Origin of the sequence: Streptomyces sp. NPDC005808, assembly GCF_042871385.1 — a bacterium.
Taxonomy (GTDB): domain Bacteria; phylum Actinomycetota; class Actinomycetes; order Streptomycetales; family Streptomycetaceae; genus Streptomyces.
In genome coordinates, this window is record NZ_JBIAIK010000004.1 from 362,609 (window position 1) to 379,961 (window position 17,353).

A 17,353-nucleotide genomic window follows, 5' to 3' on the forward strand; every position below is an offset into this window, starting at 1 on the left:
CGGGGAGGATGCGGGCGGTTTTCCGCCAGAGCCAGGCCCCGTTCAGTGCGGTGCCGGTTGCGGGTCCAGGGCGAAGCCGACGGTGCAGCCGCCCTCTCCGGGCATCCGCTGTATCCGGGGCGGCACCCACACCTCGGTGGCGCCGGGGCCCACGCGGGCAAGGAGGCAGTCCTGCGGGTCGAAGTGGTTGCCCTGCACCGTCAGGAGGACGCCGACCCGGCCGCCGTCCGCCTTCACCTCGGTACGGATCGCCGGATCGAGGTCCAGGTCGGCGAGCGTACGGCGCACCTCGGCCTCGTCCACCCGGCCGCCCTCCGGCACCCGGGGAAGTTTCGCGTCGAGCTCCTCGTACGGCAGCCGGGGCGGTTCGGGTGGCGGGGCGAAGGTCAGCGGGCGGCCGTCCGGGCAGTCCACGTCACGGGGAACCTCGCGCCACTCCGACTCGGGCGACACCCGCACCGCGAAACAGCGCCGCACGGCGACCTCGTCGGGGTCGAGCCATTCGTTGTACGCCGAGCCGTACGTGCGGACGACCAGGTCGATGCCGTCTCCGTCGTGTGTCGAGGTGCCCGTCACCCGCAGTACCTCCACCCCGTCGATACCGGAGGCAGAGCGCCCGACCTCTTCCGCCGTGCGCGGACGCTGGCTGTAGAGCCGCTCGCCCACTTTCCTGGCCGCCTCCCGTGCGGCGTCCGTCGCCTCGTCCTCGGAGGACTGCACCACCCCGCATCCGGCGGTGAACAGCAACAGCGGGGCGAGCAGCAGTAGTCGGCGCATGCATCCACACTTCCGGCGCCGCGCGCGGCGGACAATCGCTCGCGTACTCAGACCGACGTAGGTGATCGTACTCAGCGGGTGCGGCGACCCGAGCAGACCTGGGCGTACCCGTGAGGTTCCGGAGGCGGGCGTACACCTCGGTCTCGATCCTCATCCGGGGTCGGCGAGGCCGCAGACCATCATCGTGGTGACGGGCCGCGGCCCGCAGGCCGAGCACCTCTTCGTCGCCGCCGCCCCGACGGAACGGCCCGCCTACGCGAAAGCGACGAGCCCCGTACGGTGATCGTCACCGGCCCGGAGGGGCTCGCCGCTCTGCTGGGTCACATCAAGAGACCAGGGGGACCGAGAGGACCCGCGGGCTACTTGAGGTCGATCGCCTCGCACGCGGACTTGTAGTCGGCCGTGCAGATGTCCTTGACCTTGTAGATGCCGTCCGAGATGACCGTGTCCTCGATGTTGTCCTTGGTGAGGGCGACCACCGGGACGAGCGCGGCCAGGATGTTCTTGTCCGTGGGGCTGTCGACCTTGTCGCTGGCCAGGGCGTCGAACTCGATCGTGCGGCCCTGGACCCTCGCCACGGCCATCTCGGCGGCGACGCTGGCCTCCTGGGGGTAGGACTTGTAGACGCTCATGAACTGGTCGCCCTTGACGATGCGCTGCACCGCGGTGAGCTCCGCGTCCTGCCCGGTGACCGGCGGAACGGTGCTGACGCCCATGGTCTTCATGACGTCGATGACCGCGCCCGCGATGCCGTCGTTGGCGGCGTACACGCCGGCGATGTTGTCGATGCCGACGGCGGCGACGGCCTTCTCCATGTTCTTCCCGGCCTCGACCGGGTCCCAGTCCTTGGTGTCGTACGTCTTGACGATGTCCACCTTGTTCTGGAGTTCGAGCATGGCGCCCGCCTTGAACTGCGCCGCGTTCGGGTCGGTCAACGAACCGTTCATCATGATGATCTTCTTGCTGGCGGACTTGCTCTCCAGCTCGCCGACAAGAGCCTTGCCCTGCACTTCGCCGACGAGCTCGTTGTCGAAGGAGACATACGCGTCGATCGGTCCCTGGGCCAGCCTGTCGTACGCGATGACAGGGATACCCGCGTCCTTGGCCTTCTGCACGCCGGGGGCGATGGCCTTGGAGTCCACGGCGTCCAAGAGGAGCACGTCGACCTTGTCGTCCACCATCTTCTGGAGCTGGGTGGCCTGCTTGTTCGCGTCCGACCCGGCGTTGGCGTAGTCCACCGTGCCCTTGTTGTTGGTGAGCTTCGCCACCTCGGACTTGATGATGGGGTAGTCGAATTTCTCGTAACGCGTGTTCTCTGTCTCCGGGAGGAGCAGACCCACGGTGATGTCGTCGCCCTTCGTGGGGCTGGCCGAGGTGCCGCCGCCGCCGATCCCGTCCACGACCCCGCAGCCGACGAGGGAGGCGGCCATCGCGGACGAACTCACGGCTATGACGGCCCGACGCCGACGGGTGTTACGAGTGTTCACATCAGATGCCTTTCGGGCGAGGTTGCAGCATTGCGACCCAAGTGGCTGAAAGCCAACGCGGCGATGACCTCAGCGTCAAGGACTAACCACTTAACGAGATGGCAACAGCATGCTGTGTTCCCCAAGTGAACACGATGGGAAGAGGGCGCGCCTCCACTTCCAGGAATCCCCACTGATTCACACGCTTCACTCATTTCACAGGCTCCCCGGCCCGCGCGTACGACCCCTGCCCCCGGACCCGGTGTCTTGAAGTCGACCCCAGGGACCGATGGCCTCGCTCGCTACTTCCCCGGCCTCGCAGGCCCCGTGATCGCTTCCGTGATCGCGAAGCCCTTGGCGGGCCCCTCGGGGATGGTGACCTCGGTGCCGTACGACACTCGGTGCACGCCCACCCAGTCGGCCTTTTCAGGGCGGGGTTCGGTGAGGACGGTTACCGTGCCCCGGTCGTCGTAGTCGTCGATGATGACGTAGACGGGGATGCTCGCGCGGGCGTACTCCCGGCGCTTCTTCACACGGTCGCGGTCCTGGTTGCGCTTGCCGGGGGAGACGACCTCGACGACCAGACGGACGGCGGCGGCGGAGATCCCCAAGCCGTCGGCTGTGACGTACCGCTCGGTGTCCCTGGGGACGACGAAGAGGTCGGGAATCCAGGCGCTTCCCTTGTGGATGACGTTGAAGTCACTCCGCGCGGCGAAGTCACCGTCCTTCAGGAAAAGCACCAGGTCGTCCCGGAGCAGATTGATGATCTGGCCGTGCGAATAGCGGCCGGTGGGTGACACCTCGATGGCTCCCTCGATGATCTCAGCGCGGTAGCCCTCGGGGAGTTCCATGGCCTTCCATGCCTGCAACAGGACCTCGTCCAACTCGGGGACGGACGGGGTGGGCGACGGGGTGGGCTCGGACTCGGTCCTGGTCTCAGGCATGGTCTCGGGCCTCTCGTGCGCAAGAGCGGTCATGGTGCGGCACCTCCTCCTCAAGTGTGGGCTTGGCGTCGTTGAGGCACAAGCAACGCCGTCACGGTAGGCAGCCATATGGGCCCACCTGCGAAAACGTCCTCGGTTCACTCGAACTGGCGAAGCAGAAACGACTCAGCCCGCCAACCCAAGTTCGAACCACACCCCCTTCGCGTACCGCCCCGCGCGCTCACCCGCGACACCCCACAGGTCAGCCATCTCCTCCACCAGAGCGAGCCCACGCCCCCAGCATGCGACGACACCCGCCACGGGGTGTGCCACCACCGGTGGATCGGGGCTCTCGTCGAAGACGCTCACGTGGAGGCGGGCAGGGGTCAGGCGGATACGGACCATGGCGGTGCCCTTCGTGTGCAGGTGGACGTTCGTGACCAGTTCCGACGTGCACAGGGTGGCGGGCAGGACCAGGGGTTCTCGGTCGTGAATGAACAGGACGGCGCGTACGAAGTCCCGGCACACGCGGGGCGCGGTGGCGTCCGCCGGGGCGAACAGGCTGTACTCGTGCGTGAGTTGGGCAGGGCGGTGGGCGGCACGGCGGTCTAGGTCCATGGGGGGTCGGCTTCCGTCGTGGGGGTGGGTGGGGGTGGGGGTGGAGGTGAGCTGGGCCGTGCCCTGCGATGGCTCTGTCCGCGCGCTCCTGGAGGGAGGGACGGGTGCACTGTCGGCTTGCGGGCAGGGGGAGTTGGTTGATTCCGGTGAGTTATCGGCTCGACACCCACCGTAGGGCTATCGGTTTACATTGTTCAAGCTATTCACTCGGATCAGTGGACGAAGTCCCTAGATCCAGGGAGACTTTGGGCGACCAGCGAGGAGTGAATCGTGGGACTGCGCACCACCATCAGCGAACGCCAGCGGCGGCTCGGCTATGAGCTCAAACAACTGCGCGAACAGGCGGGGTTCAGCGCAGGTGAGGCCGCCGAGCGGATCGGCATGGGCAGGGCCCAGCTCAGCCAGATCGAGACGGCGAAAACGACCATCCTGACGGAGCGGCTCCATGAGCTGTGCCGCCTCTACGGATGCACGGATGAGACCTACATCGAGTCCCTGGTCGCCATGTCCGAGGCGACGGGCAAGGGATGGTGGACCGCCTACAAGAAGCCCATGGAACAAGGGCCCTTGAACATGGCGGAGCTGGAAGCGGATGCCGTTGAGCTGCGGATGCACCAGTCACTCTTCATTCCGGGCCTCTTCCAGACGGCCGACTACGCCCGGGCCATCTTCACCACCCCACAACTGGATTTCGAGAACGAGGACATCGAGGACACCCTGAGGTTCCGGTTGGAACGGCAACGGATCCTGACCCGCGAGGACCCCCCGTCCGTACGCGCCGTGATCCACGAGTCCGCGCTGCACATGCGGTTCGGCGGTACAGAAGTGGTACGCCAACAGCTCCTCCACCTGATCGAGTTGGCCCGCCTCCCCCAGGTGACCGTCCAGATCTATCCGTTCAGCTCCCAGGCACACGCCGCCATCAGCGGAAACTTTGTGCACGTAGTCCCCCGCGTGCCGCGGCTGGGCACTGCGGTACTCGAATACCCCACTGGCATCCGGTACTTGGGCGAGCCTGACGCTCTGCACCAGTACGGGATGCTCTTCGAGCGTCTCACCGAGTACGCCTTGCCGCCGATCGACGTATCGTTGGCCCCGGAAGCACACTCGGTGAAGGATTCGCTGGCCCTCATCCAGCACGTCCTCTATACCCTTTGAGGAGGCCCGGATGGCTGAACTGACCTGGCAGAAGTCGACGTTCAGCGGCGGCCCGCAAGGCGAGTGCCTCTACATAGCCACCGCCCCCGACGGAACCCTCCGCCTCCGCGAGAGCGACACCCCGGACATCGTCCTGGCCACCGCCCCGGAGGGACTCGCAGGGCTCCTGCATCACGTCAGGCTGACCGGCACCCCGAGCACAAACCCGTAGCTCCTCAGTGGCGCGGTGTCAGCGCTGTCCCTGAGGTGTCGGCGACCCCCGCGGCCTGACGGACAAGGACGCGCCAAGATCCGTACAACCAAGCCGCGTCCTCACAGGTCTTGATCGTCAACGGCTTTGCCTGCCGTTGACGATCAGGACTTGAAGGACGGAATGAACCCAGCCAGACGCGCGACCACGGCCGCAGCCACCGCCGTCGTGCTCGCCGCCGCGGGCGGAACGCTCACCGCCGCACCCGCCTCCGCCGCCACGACCTGCACTTCTCCGGTCTACAAGCGCCAGTTCTTCGCGAACACGACCTTCTCCGGTACCCCGAAGAAGACCAACTGCGACTCCGCCATCAGCGAGAACTGGGGCACCGCCGCCCCCACCTCCGGACTCCCCAAGGACAACTTCGGCGTCCGCTGGACCGTCACCCGCGACTTCGGCTCCGGCGGACCCTTCGCCCTCCCCGTCGCCGCACAGGACGGCATCCGCGTATACGTGGACGGCACCCGCAAGGTCGACATCTGGAAGAACGTCTCCACAACGGTCACAAAGACCGTCAACATCACGATCCCCAAGGGCAAACACACCCTCCGCATCGACTACGCCAACTGGACCGGCAAGGCCAACGTCAAGTTCGACTACACACCACGCACCTCAGCGAGCGTCGACAAGGTCAAGCCCCTCACCCCGACCGACGCCTGGTTCGACGAGTTCACGGATGCGGAGAACCGTCCCCTGGTGGAGCTCACCTGGTCCGCGAACAAGGAGATGGACCTCGCCGGGTACCGCGTCTACCGGCGGGTGAAGAACAGCGGCAGCTGGACGAAGGTGGCCACCACCGCCAAGCGCAGTTACACGAACGCCCCGCCGACCACCGGCCAGACCTACTACTACGAGGTCCGTGCCTACGACAAGGCGGGCAACGAGTCGGCGGGCACCGCGGACCAGGGACCGGTCGAGACGTACGACGACACCGCACCCGCCGCTCCGGTCCTCACCGTCACCGCCACGGAGGCGTCCAACAATCTCTCCTGGACCGGCTCGTCGGCCGACACGGTCACCTACCGGATCTTCCGCAAGCGGGACACCGCGACCACGTACACCGCGCTCGCCGACACCACTTCCACCACGTACGCCGACACAACGGCGTCCTACGGCAAGGCGTACGACTACAAGGTCAGCGCCGTCGACGCCGCCGGGAACGCCGGTGCCTCCACCGTCGTACGCAGCGCGCGCACCATCACCCCGCCCTCGAACGTGGTGGCGACCACGCCCAGTTGGGGTGCGGTCTTCACCTGGACGGAGCCCGCGGGCGGCGACACCGCCGACTACGAGGTGTACCGCTCCGAGACGTCCCCGGTGAGCACCTCGGGCGTGTACCCCATCGACTGCCGCAGCCGGAAGATCCGCACCGACGCGGCCGGCAACACCATCCGCAGCTGCACCGACTACGACGGCGACCAGGGCCGCACGTACCACTACGTGATGGTCCGCAAGAACACCGCCGGTCTCTGGTCCACCGGATCCCAGGAGTTGACCGTCACCCGGCCCGGCGACGAGATCCCGCCGCCGAACGTGACCGGCCTGACCGCCGAGCCACGGGAGTACGGCATCAAGCTGGACTGGGACGACAGCACGGCCGCGGACCTGGCCAAGTACCTCGTCTACGAGCAGCAGACGCAGTGGAGCACTCCCGAATACGTCGACGTCGTGGACGGCGGCACCTCCGAGTACGTCGTCGGCCCCGAGCGGGCGGACGGCGAGGCCACCCACTACGTCGTCGTCGCCTACGACATCTACGGCAACTCCCGCACATACGAGGGCTCGAACGACCCGGACGTCGCCCCCTGGAGCCAGGAGCTCTCCAAGGTCTCCGTCACAGAGCTCGACCTCACCCCGGCGACCGTGCCCGAGGACACCGCTCCCTGCTCCCTGAACACCTATACGGCCGTCGGCCACCACGGCGGCATGTACATCGACTGCGCCGACTCGGTGGCCACAGAGGCCACCGGCATCAACGTGTACCGCTGGGACCCCACGACGAGCACCTACGCCCGTGTGACGGACACGCCGCTCCCGCCAACGGCCACCAACTACACCGACACCACCATCCCCACCGGTACGACCGTCTTCTACGTGCTCTCGGTCGTCGCGGCCGACGGCTCGGAGACGTTCAGCAACGTGGACTCCAGCGTCTCTCTGCCGAGTGGAGCCTGAACCCGATGCGAACCTCCCTGCGCCGCGCCGGCGTCCCCGCGACCGCCGTCGTGCTCGCCACGGCCGGCGGCCTCCTCACGGCCGTCGCCACCCCGGCGTCGGCGGCCGTGAGCTGCACTTCTCCGGTCTACAAGCGGCAGTTCTTCGCGAACACGACCTTCTCCGGTACGCCGAAGAAGACCAACTGCGACGCCACCATCAGCGAGAACTGGGGCACCGCCGCCCCCACCTCCGGACTCCCCAAGGACAACTTCGGCGTCCGCTGGACCGTCACCCGCGACTTCGGCTCCGGCGGACCCTTCGCCCTCCCCGTCGCCGCACAGGACGGCATCCGCGTATACGTGGACGGCACCCGCAAGGTCGACATCTGGAAGAACGTCTCCACAACGGTCACAAAGACCGTCAACATCACGATCCCCAAGGGCAAACACACCCTCCGCATCGACTACGCCAACTGGACCGGCAAGGCCAACGTCAAGTTCGACTACACACCGCGCACCTCAGCGAGCGTCGACAAGGTCAAGCCCCTCACCCCGACGGGCACCTCCGTCTCGTACGACCCAGCCACCGGCAAGGCAAAGCTCACCTGGTCGAAGAACCAGGAGCTGGACCTCGCGGGCTACCGCGCCTACCGCCGGCTCCAGGGCAGCACCACCTGGACGAAACTCGCCACGTCGACCGCCCCCTCGTACACCGACTCGCCTCCGGCGACCGGGGAGACGTACTACTACGAGGTCCGCGCCAACGACAAGGCGGGCAACGAGTCCGCCGGTACCGCGGACCAGGGCGTGACCACCGTCGACCGGACGGCACCTGGCGCACCCGCCGGGCTGATCGCCACCTCCATGCGGACCGGGCTGCAGCTCGACTGGAACGGGGTCACGGGGGCGGCGTCCTACCGCGTCTACCGGGCGGCGAGCGAGAACGGTACGTACACCCGGGTGGGCAGTACAGATCGGCTCTCGTACCTGGACACCTCGGCCGCCGAAAGCGTCACGTACTACTACCGCGTGACCGTTCTCGACGCGGCGGGCAACGAGTCCGCGCGTTCGGGCGCCGCCGCGGGCGAGCGCGAGGACCTCACCGCTCCGCCCGCAGTCACCGGGCTGACGGTCACTCCGACCGAGTACGGCTTCGAGCTGGAGTGGGACGCGAATCCGGCCGCCGACCTCGCGAGGTACACCGTCTACTGGGGTGAGATCCTGGGCGACGAGGGCGATCAGCAGGTCTGCTACGGAACCCTGACGGAGTATCTGGGGGCCGACACCACCTCGTACTCGTACACCACTCTGCCGGACGGCGACCGCGTCTGCTTCTTCATCGACGCCATCGACGCGTCCGGGAACTCTTCCTTCAGGTCGACCCGGACGGCCGAGGCCGTCGCCGCGACCGAGCTCGACATGACGCCGAGCGTGCAGACGCCCGAGGGCTCGCCGCTGAGCCTCAGCGCGAGCGGGGCTGAGGGCGACGAGGGGAACCTGCTCCAGTGGTACGGGCTGGGCGGCGAGGACAACCCGGCGCCGGAGGCCGCCGCCGGATACCGCGTCTACCGTTGGAACCCCGCCATCGGGGCGTACGAGAAGATCGCCGACCTCGGTGTCGGTGCCTTCATGTACTTCGACACCGGCGCGAAGCGCGGCACCACGTCGTACTACTGGGTGACCGGCGTGGCCGCCGACGGCACCGAGACGCTGCCCGCGGGCGACTGGACGGTCACCGAGCCGGCGTAGTGACCGCAGGCATCCGGCAGACGTCAAAAGGGGCCGGGAGACGGATCGTCTCCCGGCCCCTTCCGACTCGTTCAAGGTTCCGACGCGTTCAAGGTTCCGACGCGTTCAAGGCGTCCTGGAACTAGTCCGTCGGCCGCTTCGGCCGCCACACCACCAACGCACTCGTCTGCTGTACCTCCTGGTACGGCACGAGATCACGGCGGTACGACGCATGCACCGCCGCCTCCCGCTGCTGCATCGCCGCTGCCGCGCCGTCCACCGCCGCCTGGAGTTCGGCGGCGCGCTGCTGGAGTGCGGCGACCTGGTTCTCCAGCTCGATGATGCGCTTGATGCCGGCGAGGTTGATGCCCTCGTCCTGGGACAACTGCTGGACGGTACGCAGCAGTTCGATGTCGCGGGCCGAGTAGCGCCGGCCCCGGCCGGCGGTGCGGTCGGGGGAGACGAGGCCGAGGCGGTCGTACTGACGCAGGGTCTGCGGGTGCAGGCCGGAGAGCTGGGCCGCCACCGAGATGACGTAGACCGGCGTCTCCTCGGTCAGTTCGTACGGGTTGCGTCGACGGCCGGGTACGTCCATGGCGTCCTCATGCTCCCTTCGCGGCCTGGAACAGCTCCGCCCGCGGGTCCTCACCCGCGGTCGCCTCGCGATACGCCTCCAGCGCGTCACGAGCCTTGCCCGACATCTCCGTGGGGACCGCCACCTCGACGGTGACCAGCAGGTCGCCGCGGGTGCCGTCCTTGCGGACCGCGCCCTTGCCGCGGGCACGCATGGTGCGGCCGTTCGGCGTGCCCGGCGGCAGCTTCAGGGTCACCGCCGGCCCGCTCAGCGTGGGCACCTTGACCTCGCCGCCGAGGGCCGCCTCCGCGAAGGTGACGGGGACGGTGACGGTGAGGTTGTCGCCCTTGCGGCCGAAGACCGGGTGGGTGTCGACGTGAACGGTGACGTACAAGTCGCCCGCCGGGCCGCCCCGTTCACCCGGGGCGCCCTTGCCGCGCAGCCGGATGCGCTGGTTGTCGCTGACGCCGGCCGGGATACGGACCTGCATCGTGCGCGAGGACTTGGCGCGGCCACTGCCGCTGCAGACCTCGCACGGGGTCTCCGCGATCAGGCCGCGGCCCTTGCAGTCGGGGCAGGGGTCGGTGAGGGAGAACCCGCCGCCGGAGCCGCGGGCGACCTGGCCGGTGCCGACGCACGTCGGGCACACACGGGGTGTGCCGTTCGCGTCGCCGGTGCCCGAACAGGCCTTGCAGGGCGCCTGGGAGGTCATCCGCAGCGGAACCGTCGCGCCGTCCACCGCCTCGGTGAAGCTGAGCGTCACCTCGGTGTCGATGTCCTGGCCGCGCCGGGGCTGCGTACGGGTACCGGTGGTCGTGCCGCCGCGGTTGAACAGCCCGCCGAACACGTCACCGATCCCGCCGCCGAAGCCGCCGCCCTGTGCTCCGCCGCCCTGGGGGCCGCCTCCGAAGAGGTCGCCCAGGTCGAAGTTGAAGTTGCCGCCTCCGGCGCCGGGGCCCGGACGGAAGCCGCCGTTGCCGAAGAGGGCGCGTGCCTCGTCGTACTCCTTGCGCTTCTTGGGGTCCCCGAGGATGTCGTTCGCCTCGGAGATCTCCTTGAAGCGGTCCTCCGCCTTGGCGTTGCCCTTGTTGGCGTCCGGGTGGAACTCGCGGGCGAGCTTCCGGTACGCCTTCTTGATCTCGGCCTCGGTGGCGTCCTTGGGGACGCCGAGGACCTTGTAGTAGTCCTTCTCGATGAAGTCCTTGGTGCTCATCCTCGACGTCCCTCCTCTCTCACGCGTTCAACGTCAGCCCTCGTCCGGGCCACCGCTCTCCTTGTCGTCCGCCGCCTCGGCCGTCGCGTCCTCGGACTTGACGGCCTGCGCACCGGGCTGGGGCTCGGCGACGGCCACCCGCGCGGGGCGGATGGTGCGCTCGCCGAAGCGATACCCCGGCTGCAGAATCGCCACGCACGTCGTCTCGGTGACATCCGGCGCGTACGAGTGCATCAGGGCCTCGTGGATCATCGGGTCGAAGGGCTCGCCCTCCTTGCCGAAGGTCTGCAGACCCAGCTTCGCCGCCACGGTCTCCAGCGACTCACCCACCGACTTGAAGCCGCCGACCAGTTCACCGTGGTCCCGCGCGCGGCCGATGTCGTCGAGCACGGGCAGGAGCTCGGTCAGGAGGTTCGCGATGGCGACCTCCTTGACCGCGATCCGGTCGCGCTCGACCCGGCGGCGGTAGTTCTGGTACTCGGCCTGCAGCCGCTGGAGGTCCGCCGTGCGCTCACCGAGCGCCGTGCGCACCTGGTCCAGCTGTGCTGTCAGACCGGCCAGTTGGGCCTGTGCCTGTGCTGCTGCTGATTCGTCCCCGGCCGCAGCCGCCCCCTCGGGGGCGGCTGTCGGCTCGGCGTCGTCAGGGGTGGCGCCGGAAGGGACGTCAGGCTTCTCTTCGAAGCCCGGGGTCTCCTCCGTCACGCGGCACCGTCCTTGCGGTCACGGTCCTCGTCGACGATCTCCGCGTCGACCACGTCGTCGTCGGCCCTCGGCGCCTCGGCGCCGGGAGCGTCACCCGCGGCCTGGGCGGCGTTGGCATCGGCGTACATGGCCTGGCCGAGCTTCTGCGAGACCGCGGCGACCTTCTCGGTGGCGGTGCGGATCTCGGCGGTGTCCTCGCCCTTGAGCGCGGCCTTCAGCTCCTCGATGGAAGCCTCGACCTCGGTCTTGACCTCGCCGGGGACCTTGTCCTCGTTGTCCTTGAGGAACTTCTCCGTCTGGTAGACGAGCTGCTCGCCCTGGTTGCGGGACTCGGCGGCCTCGCGGCGGGCGTGGTCCTCCTCCGCGTACTTCTCGGCCTCTTCGCGCATCCGGTTGACCTCGTCCTTCGGCAGCGAGGAGCCACCGGTGACGGTCATCTTCTGTTCCTTGCCGGTGCCGAGGTCCTTGGCCGTGACGTGCATGATGCCGTTGGCGTCGATGTCGAAGGCGACCTCGATCTGCGGGACACCACGCGGGGCCGGCGGCAGACCGGTCAGCTCGAACATCCCGAGCTTCTTGTTGTACGCCGCGATCTCGCGCTCGCCCTGGTAGACCTGGATCTGCACGGAGGGCTGGTTGTCCTCGGCGGTGGTGAAGATCTCGGACCGCTTGGTCGGGATCGTCGTGTTCCGCTCGATGAGCTTGGTCATGATGCCGCCCTTGGTCTCGATACCCAGGGACAGCGGGGTCACGTCGAGGAGCAGGACGTCCTTGACCTCACCCTTGAGGACACCGGCCTGGAGGGCGGCGCCGATGGCGACGACCTCGTCCGGGTTCACACCCTTGTTGGCCTCGTTGCCACCGGTCAGCTCCTTGACGAGCTCGGCGACGGCGGGCATACGGGTGGAGCCACCGACGAGAACGACGTGGTCGATCTCGGAGAGGTTGATCCCGGCGTCCTTGATGACGTTGTGGAACGGCGTCTTGCAGCGCTCCAGAAGGTCAGCGGTGAGCTGCTGGAACTGGGCGCGCGTGAGCTTCTCGTCCAGGTGCAGCGGGCCCTCGGCGGAAGCCGTGATGTAGGGCAGGTTGATCGAGGTCTCGGTGGACGAGGACAGCTCGATCTTGGCCTTCTCGGCGGCCTCGCGGAGGCGCTGGAGGGCCATCTTGTCCTTGCCCAGGTCCACGCCGTGGCCGGAGCGGAACTGCTGCACCAGGTAGTCGACGACACGCTGGTCCCAGTCGTCACCACCGAGGTGGTTGTCGCCGTTCGTGGCCTTCACCTCGACGACGCCGTCGCCGATCTCGAGCAGCGAGACGTCGAAGGTGCCGCCACCGAGGTCGAAGACGAGGATCGTCTGGTCGTCCTTGTCGAGGCCGTACGCAAGGGCGGCGGCCGTCGGCTCGTTGACGATACGAAGGACGTTCAGGCCCGCGATCTCGCCTGCCTCCTTCGTCGCCTGACGCTCGGAATCGTTGAAGTACGCCGGGACGGTGATGACCGCGTCGGCCACCTTCTCGCCCAGGTAAGCCTCGGCGTCACGCTTCAGCTTCTGCAGGATGAAGGCGCTCATCTGCTGCGGATTGAAGCTCTTGCCGTCGAGCTCGATCTTCCAGTCCGTGCCCATGTGACGCTTCACGGACCGAATGGTCCGGTCCACGTTCGTGACCGCCTGGCGCTTGGCGACCTCGCCGACGAGAACCTCACCGTTCTTCGCGAAGGCGACGACGGACGGCGTGGTCCTGGCACCCTCGGCGTTGGTGATGACGGTGGGCTCGCCGCCCTCCAGAACGCTGACGACGGAGTTAGTCGTGCCCAGGTCGATGCCGACCGCACGTGCCATTTCAATTCCTCCAGCAATGACTTGAGTGGAACGGACTCAAGTGTGCACGACTCCCGCCACATCGTCAACGGAGCTGAGTCGAGGAGGCTCAACTCTTATCTGTTTCTTAGACGCATCTTGCGTCTGACCTGGGGGTTTTCAGTCGGTCCGGCGCTTGAGTCTTCAGCCCGGCCTGCACTTGCGGATGACGGCCCCTCCGGGCGACCGGAGGTCTGGGGGCCCTGCGTCCATCAGCGGCTCCGCCGCGGGCCCCAGGGGACGGGAACGGGTAGGGGCGACGGGGGCGGGAAACGGGGCCCGCGCCTGCCACGAGCACCACCACCGCGACGCCCCCCGCCACCCACCACGCCGCCCCCGCACCGACCCACCCCAGATCGATGAGCAAACCGACCAGTGCCGCGCCGAACGCCGCCGTACCGATCACCACCACGGCACCCCGCGACGTCAGCCCGACCCGCCGAAGCCGCTGAGCGAGATGCCCGCCCGGCCCCCGCGCCGCGAGAGCGAGATCGGCGAGCCCGACCGCGGTCAGCGAGAACAGCGCCGCGACCCCGGACCCCGTCTCCCGCCCCCCGTGCACCAGCACCGCCGCCGAGGCGAGCACGAACCCGGCGAAGAGCGCCCCGCACCGCCCCGGCACGATCCGCGCCGGGGGCCTGCCCTGCATCAGGAACCCGGCGAGCGCCGCGGCCAGCACGCTCAGCAGCACCGTCGTACCGTCCATGACCTCGGCCGCCGCACACCCGCTCAGCGCGAAGGCGGTGACGACCCCGACGGTCCCCATCACTCCGTCGGCGTGATCGAGCGAGACGAAGGCGAAGGTGACCAGGACGGTCCAGACGATGCCCAACACCGCGCCGAGCACGCCGAGTTGACCGTAGGGAACGGTCAGCACGGCGGCCAGTCCCACGCCTGTCACCTGGACCCCGAGCGGCACGGCCCGCAGGTCGGCGACCAGCCCGAGCAGTCCTACCCCGGCCCCGACCACCAGCAGCCGCCCGGCGTCCGCCCCCAGCGGAGCGACCTCCGTCCACTCCCCCACGCCGGCCACCAGCACCGTCCCGCCGAGCACCGCCACCCCGCCCAACAAGGGAACCGCGCGCGAGCGCCGCGGCCGTCGCTGGACCACCCCGAAGCGCAGGGCGAACATCCGCAGCAGGGCGGCGAGGACGGCGGCGAGGAGCAGGGCGGCGAGGGCGGCGACGATTCCGTACAACACCTCGCCAATTTAGGCGTAAATGTCACAATACTGTGCGAATAACACGATCGGGTTTACGCGGCGACGCACGGCAGCCACATGGGCGTCTCGGACGGCCGCCGCATGGGTGTCCGTACGGCCGCCACACGAGCACCTCGCACGGCAGCCACATGAGCACCTCGTACAGCCGCCACACGGATGTCTCGTACGGCCGCCACATGGGCGTCTCGTACGGCCGTTGTGTGGGGCACCCCCGCTCAGGCAACCCTCAGCGACACAGATCACCGCGCCCCTGGCTACAGTGCGGCAGAAGATATGGGTACTCTCAGACCGACTACATAAGTTACCGCTTAGTAATCGTTCGCAATCACCGCAATCACCTCCGAAGTACCTCTCGGAGCAACACCTCGCAGGCCCGAGGAGCCCCCAAATGCAACTCGCCGCGATCATTGTGTCGCTGGTACTCGCCGTGGTCGGCGCGGCCCTGTTCAGCAGGGCCATCGCGCAGATCTACCGGTTCGTACGGCTCGGCCAGGACGTCCCCGCGGGCACCCGCACCGACGGCTGGGCCGCGCGCACCGTCACGGTGGTCAGGGAGTTCCTCGGCCACACCCGGATGAACCGCTGGGGCGTGGTCGGCGTCGCGCACTGGTTCGTCGCCGTCGGCTTCTTCTCACTGGTCGCGACCCTGGTCAACGCCTTCGGGCAGCTCTTCCAGGCCGACTGGGTGCTGCCGGTCATCGGCCACTGGCTGCCGTACGAGATCTTCGTCGAGTTCATCGGCCTGATGACGACCCTCGGCATCCTCACGCTGATCGTCATCCGTCAGCTCTCCAAGGCGGACAGGCCGGGCCGCAAGTCCCGCTTCGCCGGGTCCAACACCGGCCAGGCCTACTTCGTCGAGTCGGTCATCCTGATCATCGGGCTCGCGATCATGACCCTGCGCGGCCTGGAGGGCGCCCTCGCCGACGTGCACGGCTACGAGGCCGCGTACTTCGCCTCGTACCCGATCGTCGCCGCCTTCAGGGGGACGGACGTCGGCACGCTCCAGAACCTGATCTATCTCACCGCGATGATCAAGATCGGGACCTCGTTCATCTGGATGATCGTGGTCTCGCTGAAGACCGACATGGGCGTGGCCTGGCACCGTTTCCTGGCCTTCCCCAACATCTGGTTCAAGCGCAACGCCAAGGGTTCGGTCGCGCTCGGCGGGCTGCTGCCGATGACGTCGGGCGGCAAGGACATCGACTTCACCGATCCCGGTGAGGACGACGTGTTCGGTGTGTCCCAGGTGGAGCAGTTCTCCTGGAAGGGCCTGCTGGACTTCTCCACCTGCACCGAGTGCGGGCGCTGCCAGTCGCAGTGCCCGGCCTGGAACACCGGCAAGCCGCTCTCCCCGAAGCTGCTGATCATGTCGCTGCGGGACCACGCCCACGCCAAGGCCCCCTACCTGCTGGCCGGCGGTGGCAAGGACGCCGAGGGCACGGAGAAGGCCACCGAGGAGCAGCTCGCGGACGTACCCGCCGCCGCCCTCGCGGAGGCCGAACGCCCCCTCATCGGCACCCTCGAAGAGAACGGCGTCATCGACCCGGACGTCCTGTGGTCCTGCACCACCTGCGGTGCCTGCGTCGAGCAGTGCCCGGTCGACATCGAGCACATCGACCACATCGTCGACATGCGCCGCTACCAGGTGATGATCGAGTCCGCGTTCCCGTCCGAGGCGGGCACGATGCTCAAGAACCTGGAGAAGAAGGGCAACCCCTGGGGGCTGGCCAAGAAGCAGCGCCTGGAGTGGACCAAGGAGGTCGACTTCGAGATCCCGGTCGTCGGCCGCGACATCGAGGACCTGTCCGAGGTCGACTACCTGTACTGGGTCGGCTGCGCCGGCGCACTGGAGGACCGAGCCAAGAAGACCACCAAGGCCTTCGCGGAACTCCTGCACATGGCGGGCGTCTCCTTCGCCATCATGGGCGGCGACGAGAAGTGCACCGGTGACTCGGCCCGCCGTCTGGGCAACGAGCCGCTGTTCCAGGAACTCGGCATGGAGAACGTGGCCGCGCTGAACATGGCGTACGGCGAGGATGACGAGGACCCGGCGACGAAGAAGCCGAAGTCCGCGAAGAGGATCGTCGCGACCTGCCCGCACTGCCTCAACACCCTCGGCAACGAGTACCCGCAGCTCGGCGGCGACTACGAGGTCATCCACCACACCCAGCTGCTCCAGCACCTCATCGACGAGGGCAAACTCGTCCCGGTCACCCCGGTGGAAGGCCTGATCACCTACCACGACCCGTGCTACCTGGGCCGCCACAACAAGATCTACACGCCCCCGCGCGAGATCATGTCCGCCGTCCCCGGCCTGCGCCAACAGGAGATGCACCGCCACAAGGAACGCGGCTTCTGCTGCGGCGCCGGCGGGGCGCGCATGTGGATGGAGGAGCGCATCGGCAAGCGCATCAACAACGAGCGTGTGGACGAGGCCCTTTCGCTGAACCCGGACATCGTGTCGACGGCCTGCCCGTTCTGCCTCGTCATGCTGACCGACTCGGTCAACGGCAAGAAGAACGATGGCCAGGCCAAGGAGTCCGTCCAGGTCGTCGACGTCGCCCAGCTGCTCCTCGACTCCGTCAGGACCCCGGCCGACCCGGCGGGCTCGGCGGAAGCGGAGAGCGTGCCGGAGCCGGAGCCGGTGAAGTGACGCAGTAGACAGGCACGTGGGTTGACGCTGCAGGGGCCGGGATTCCTC

The 17,353-nt window shown here is 68.1% G+C and carries 15 protein-coding genes; 6 read left to right on the plus strand and 9 right to left on the minus strand.

Features of this window, described 5'->3' with window-relative positions:
* Positions 1 to 42 precede the first annotated feature (42 nt).
* Entirely contained in the window at positions 43 to 777 is a 735-nt protein-coding gene (locus tag ACFYPC_RS12070) for a translation initiation factor IF-2 (protein WP_388674041.1), read from the minus strand.
* Positions 778 to 838: 61 nt separating this feature from the next.
* Here ACFYPC_RS12070 and ACFYPC_RS12075 point away from each other — a divergent pair, with 61 nt between their 5' ends.
* Positions 839 to 1,060 carry a hypothetical protein gene (locus ACFYPC_RS12075; RefSeq protein ID WP_388674043.1) on the plus strand — a complete coding sequence of 74 codons (222 nt, stop codon included), beginning with the start codon at positions 839 to 841 and terminating at the stop codon, positions 1,058 to 1,060.
* A 76-nt stretch (positions 1,061 to 1,136) separates the two neighbouring features.
* On the opposite strand, the gene ACFYPC_RS12080 is transcribed toward ACFYPC_RS12075, so the two are convergent.
* The 3 genes from ACFYPC_RS12080 to ACFYPC_RS12090 form a co-directional block, all read right to left on the minus strand.
* Positions 1,137 to 2,264 carry a sugar ABC transporter substrate-binding protein gene (locus ACFYPC_RS12080; RefSeq protein WP_388674045.1) on the minus strand — a complete coding sequence of 376 codons (1,128 nt, stop codon included), beginning with the start codon at positions 2,262 to 2,264 and terminating at the stop codon, positions 1,137 to 1,139.
* 281 nt (positions 2,265 to 2,545) lie between these two features.
* Positions 2,546 to 3,220 (minus strand): Uma2 family endonuclease, encoded by a 675-nt coding sequence (locus ACFYPC_RS12085; protein WP_388674047.1) that lies wholly within the window; start codon positions 3,218 to 3,220, stop codon positions 2,546 to 2,548.
* Between the two features lie 132 nt (positions 3,221 to 3,352).
* Positions 3,353 to 3,784: an ATP-binding protein gene (locus tag ACFYPC_RS12090; protein ID WP_388674049.1), complete on the minus strand. Its 432-nt coding sequence runs from the start codon at positions 3,782 to 3,784 to the stop codon at positions 3,353 to 3,355.
* Between the two features lie 270 nt (positions 3,785 to 4,054).
* Here ACFYPC_RS12090 and ACFYPC_RS12095 point away from each other — a divergent pair, with 270 nt between their 5' ends.
* From ACFYPC_RS12095 to ACFYPC_RS12110, 4 genes are all read left to right on the plus strand, one after another.
* The gene (locus tag ACFYPC_RS12095; RefSeq protein ID WP_388674051.1) at positions 4,055 to 4,942 is read left to right on the plus strand and encodes a helix-turn-helix domain-containing protein; all 888 of its coding nucleotides are present in this window, start codon (positions 4,055 to 4,057) and stop codon (positions 4,940 to 4,942) included.
* A gap of 10 nt (positions 4,943 to 4,952) precedes the next feature.
* A complete protein-coding gene (locus ACFYPC_RS12100; protein WP_388674053.1) occupies positions 4,953 to 5,153 on the plus strand; it encodes a DUF397 domain-containing protein in 201 nt (66 codons plus the stop codon).
* A 162-nt stretch (positions 5,154 to 5,315) separates the two neighbouring features.
* The gene (locus ACFYPC_RS12105) at positions 5,316 to 7,367 is read left to right on the plus strand and encodes a fibronectin type III domain-containing protein (protein WP_388674055.1); all 2,052 of its coding nucleotides are present in this window, start codon (positions 5,316 to 5,318) and stop codon (positions 7,365 to 7,367) included.
* Between the two features lie 5 nt (positions 7,368 to 7,372).
* Positions 7,373 to 9,097: a fibronectin type III domain-containing protein gene (locus tag ACFYPC_RS12110; RefSeq protein WP_388674057.1), complete on the plus strand. Its 1,725-nt coding sequence runs from the start codon at positions 7,373 to 7,375 to the stop codon at positions 9,095 to 9,097.
* 121 nt (positions 9,098 to 9,218) lie between these two features.
* On the opposite strand, the gene ACFYPC_RS12115 is transcribed toward ACFYPC_RS12110, so the two are convergent.
* From ACFYPC_RS12115 to ACFYPC_RS12135, 5 genes are all read right to left on the minus strand, one after another.
* Positions 9,219 to 9,671 (minus strand): heat shock protein transcriptional repressor HspR, encoded by a 453-nt coding sequence (locus ACFYPC_RS12115; protein ID WP_388674059.1) that lies wholly within the window; start codon positions 9,669 to 9,671, stop codon positions 9,219 to 9,221.
* Between the two features lie 7 nt (positions 9,672 to 9,678).
* Positions 9,679 to 10,863, minus strand: a complete 1,185-nt coding sequence (gene dnaJ / locus ACFYPC_RS12120; RefSeq protein WP_388674061.1) for a molecular chaperone DnaJ — start codon at positions 10,861 to 10,863, stop codon at positions 9,679 to 9,681.
* A gap of 33 nt (positions 10,864 to 10,896) precedes the next feature.
* Positions 10,897 to 11,565, minus strand: coding sequence for a nucleotide exchange factor GrpE (gene grpE, locus ACFYPC_RS12125; RefSeq protein ID WP_385730166.1), 669 nt, complete (start codon positions 11,563 to 11,565; stop codon positions 10,897 to 10,899).
* Positions 11,562 to 13,409: a molecular chaperone DnaK gene (gene dnaK, locus ACFYPC_RS12130; protein WP_388674063.1), complete on the minus strand. Its 1,848-nt coding sequence runs from the start codon at positions 13,407 to 13,409 to the stop codon at positions 11,562 to 11,564. Before dnaK ends, grpE begins: the two co-directional genes overlap by 4 nt.
* A gap of 106 nt (positions 13,410 to 13,515) precedes the next feature.
* Positions 13,516 to 14,628, minus strand: a complete 1,113-nt coding sequence (locus tag ACFYPC_RS12135) for an MraY family glycosyltransferase (RefSeq protein ID WP_388674065.1) — start codon at positions 14,626 to 14,628, stop codon at positions 13,516 to 13,518.
* Between the two features lie 409 nt (positions 14,629 to 15,037).
* On the opposite strand from ACFYPC_RS12135, the gene ACFYPC_RS12140 reads away from it, so the two are divergent.
* Positions 15,038 to 17,305 carry a (Fe-S)-binding protein gene (locus ACFYPC_RS12140; protein WP_388674067.1) on the plus strand — a complete coding sequence of 756 codons (2,268 nt, stop codon included), beginning with the start codon at positions 15,038 to 15,040 and terminating at the stop codon, positions 17,303 to 17,305.
* Positions 17,306 to 17,353 lie beyond the last annotated feature (48 nt).

Bases quoted from the DNA above. Each gene is read 5' to 3' on its own strand.
- ACFYPC_RS12070 (WP_388674041.1), bottom strand. From the start codon at position 777: ATGCGCCGACTACTGCTGCTCGCCCCGCTGTTGCTGTTCACCGCCGGA.
- ACFYPC_RS12085 (WP_388674047.1), bottom strand. From the start codon at position 3,220: ATGACCGCTCTTGCGCACGAGAGGCCCGAGACCATGCCTGAGACCAGG.
- ACFYPC_RS12090 (WP_388674049.1), bottom strand. From the start codon at position 3,784: ATGGACCTAGACCGCCGTGCCGCCCACCGCCCTGCCCAACTCACGCAC.
- ACFYPC_RS12100 (WP_388674053.1), top strand. From the start codon at position 4,953: ATGGCTGAACTGACCTGGCAGAAGTCGACGTTCAGCGGCGGCCCGCAA.
- ACFYPC_RS12105 (WP_388674055.1), top strand. From the start codon at position 5,316: ATGAACCCAGCCAGACGCGCGACCACGGCCGCAGCCACCGCCGTCGTG.
- ACFYPC_RS12110 (WP_388674057.1), top strand. From the start codon at position 7,373: ATGCGAACCTCCCTGCGCCGCGCCGGCGTCCCCGCGACCGCCGTCGTG.
- ACFYPC_RS12115 (WP_388674059.1), bottom strand. From the start codon at position 9,671: ATGGACGTACCCGGCCGTCGACGCAACCCGTACGAACTGACCGAGGAG.
- dnaJ (WP_388674061.1), bottom strand. From the start codon at position 10,863: ATGAGCACCAAGGACTTCATCGAGAAGGACTACTACAAGGTCCTCGGC.
- dnaK (WP_388674063.1), bottom strand. From the start codon at position 13,409: ATGGCACGTGCGGTCGGCATCGACCTGGGCACGACTAACTCCGTCGTC.
- ACFYPC_RS12140 (WP_388674067.1), top strand. From the start codon at position 15,038: ATGCAACTCGCCGCGATCATTGTGTCGCTGGTACTCGCCGTGGTCGGC.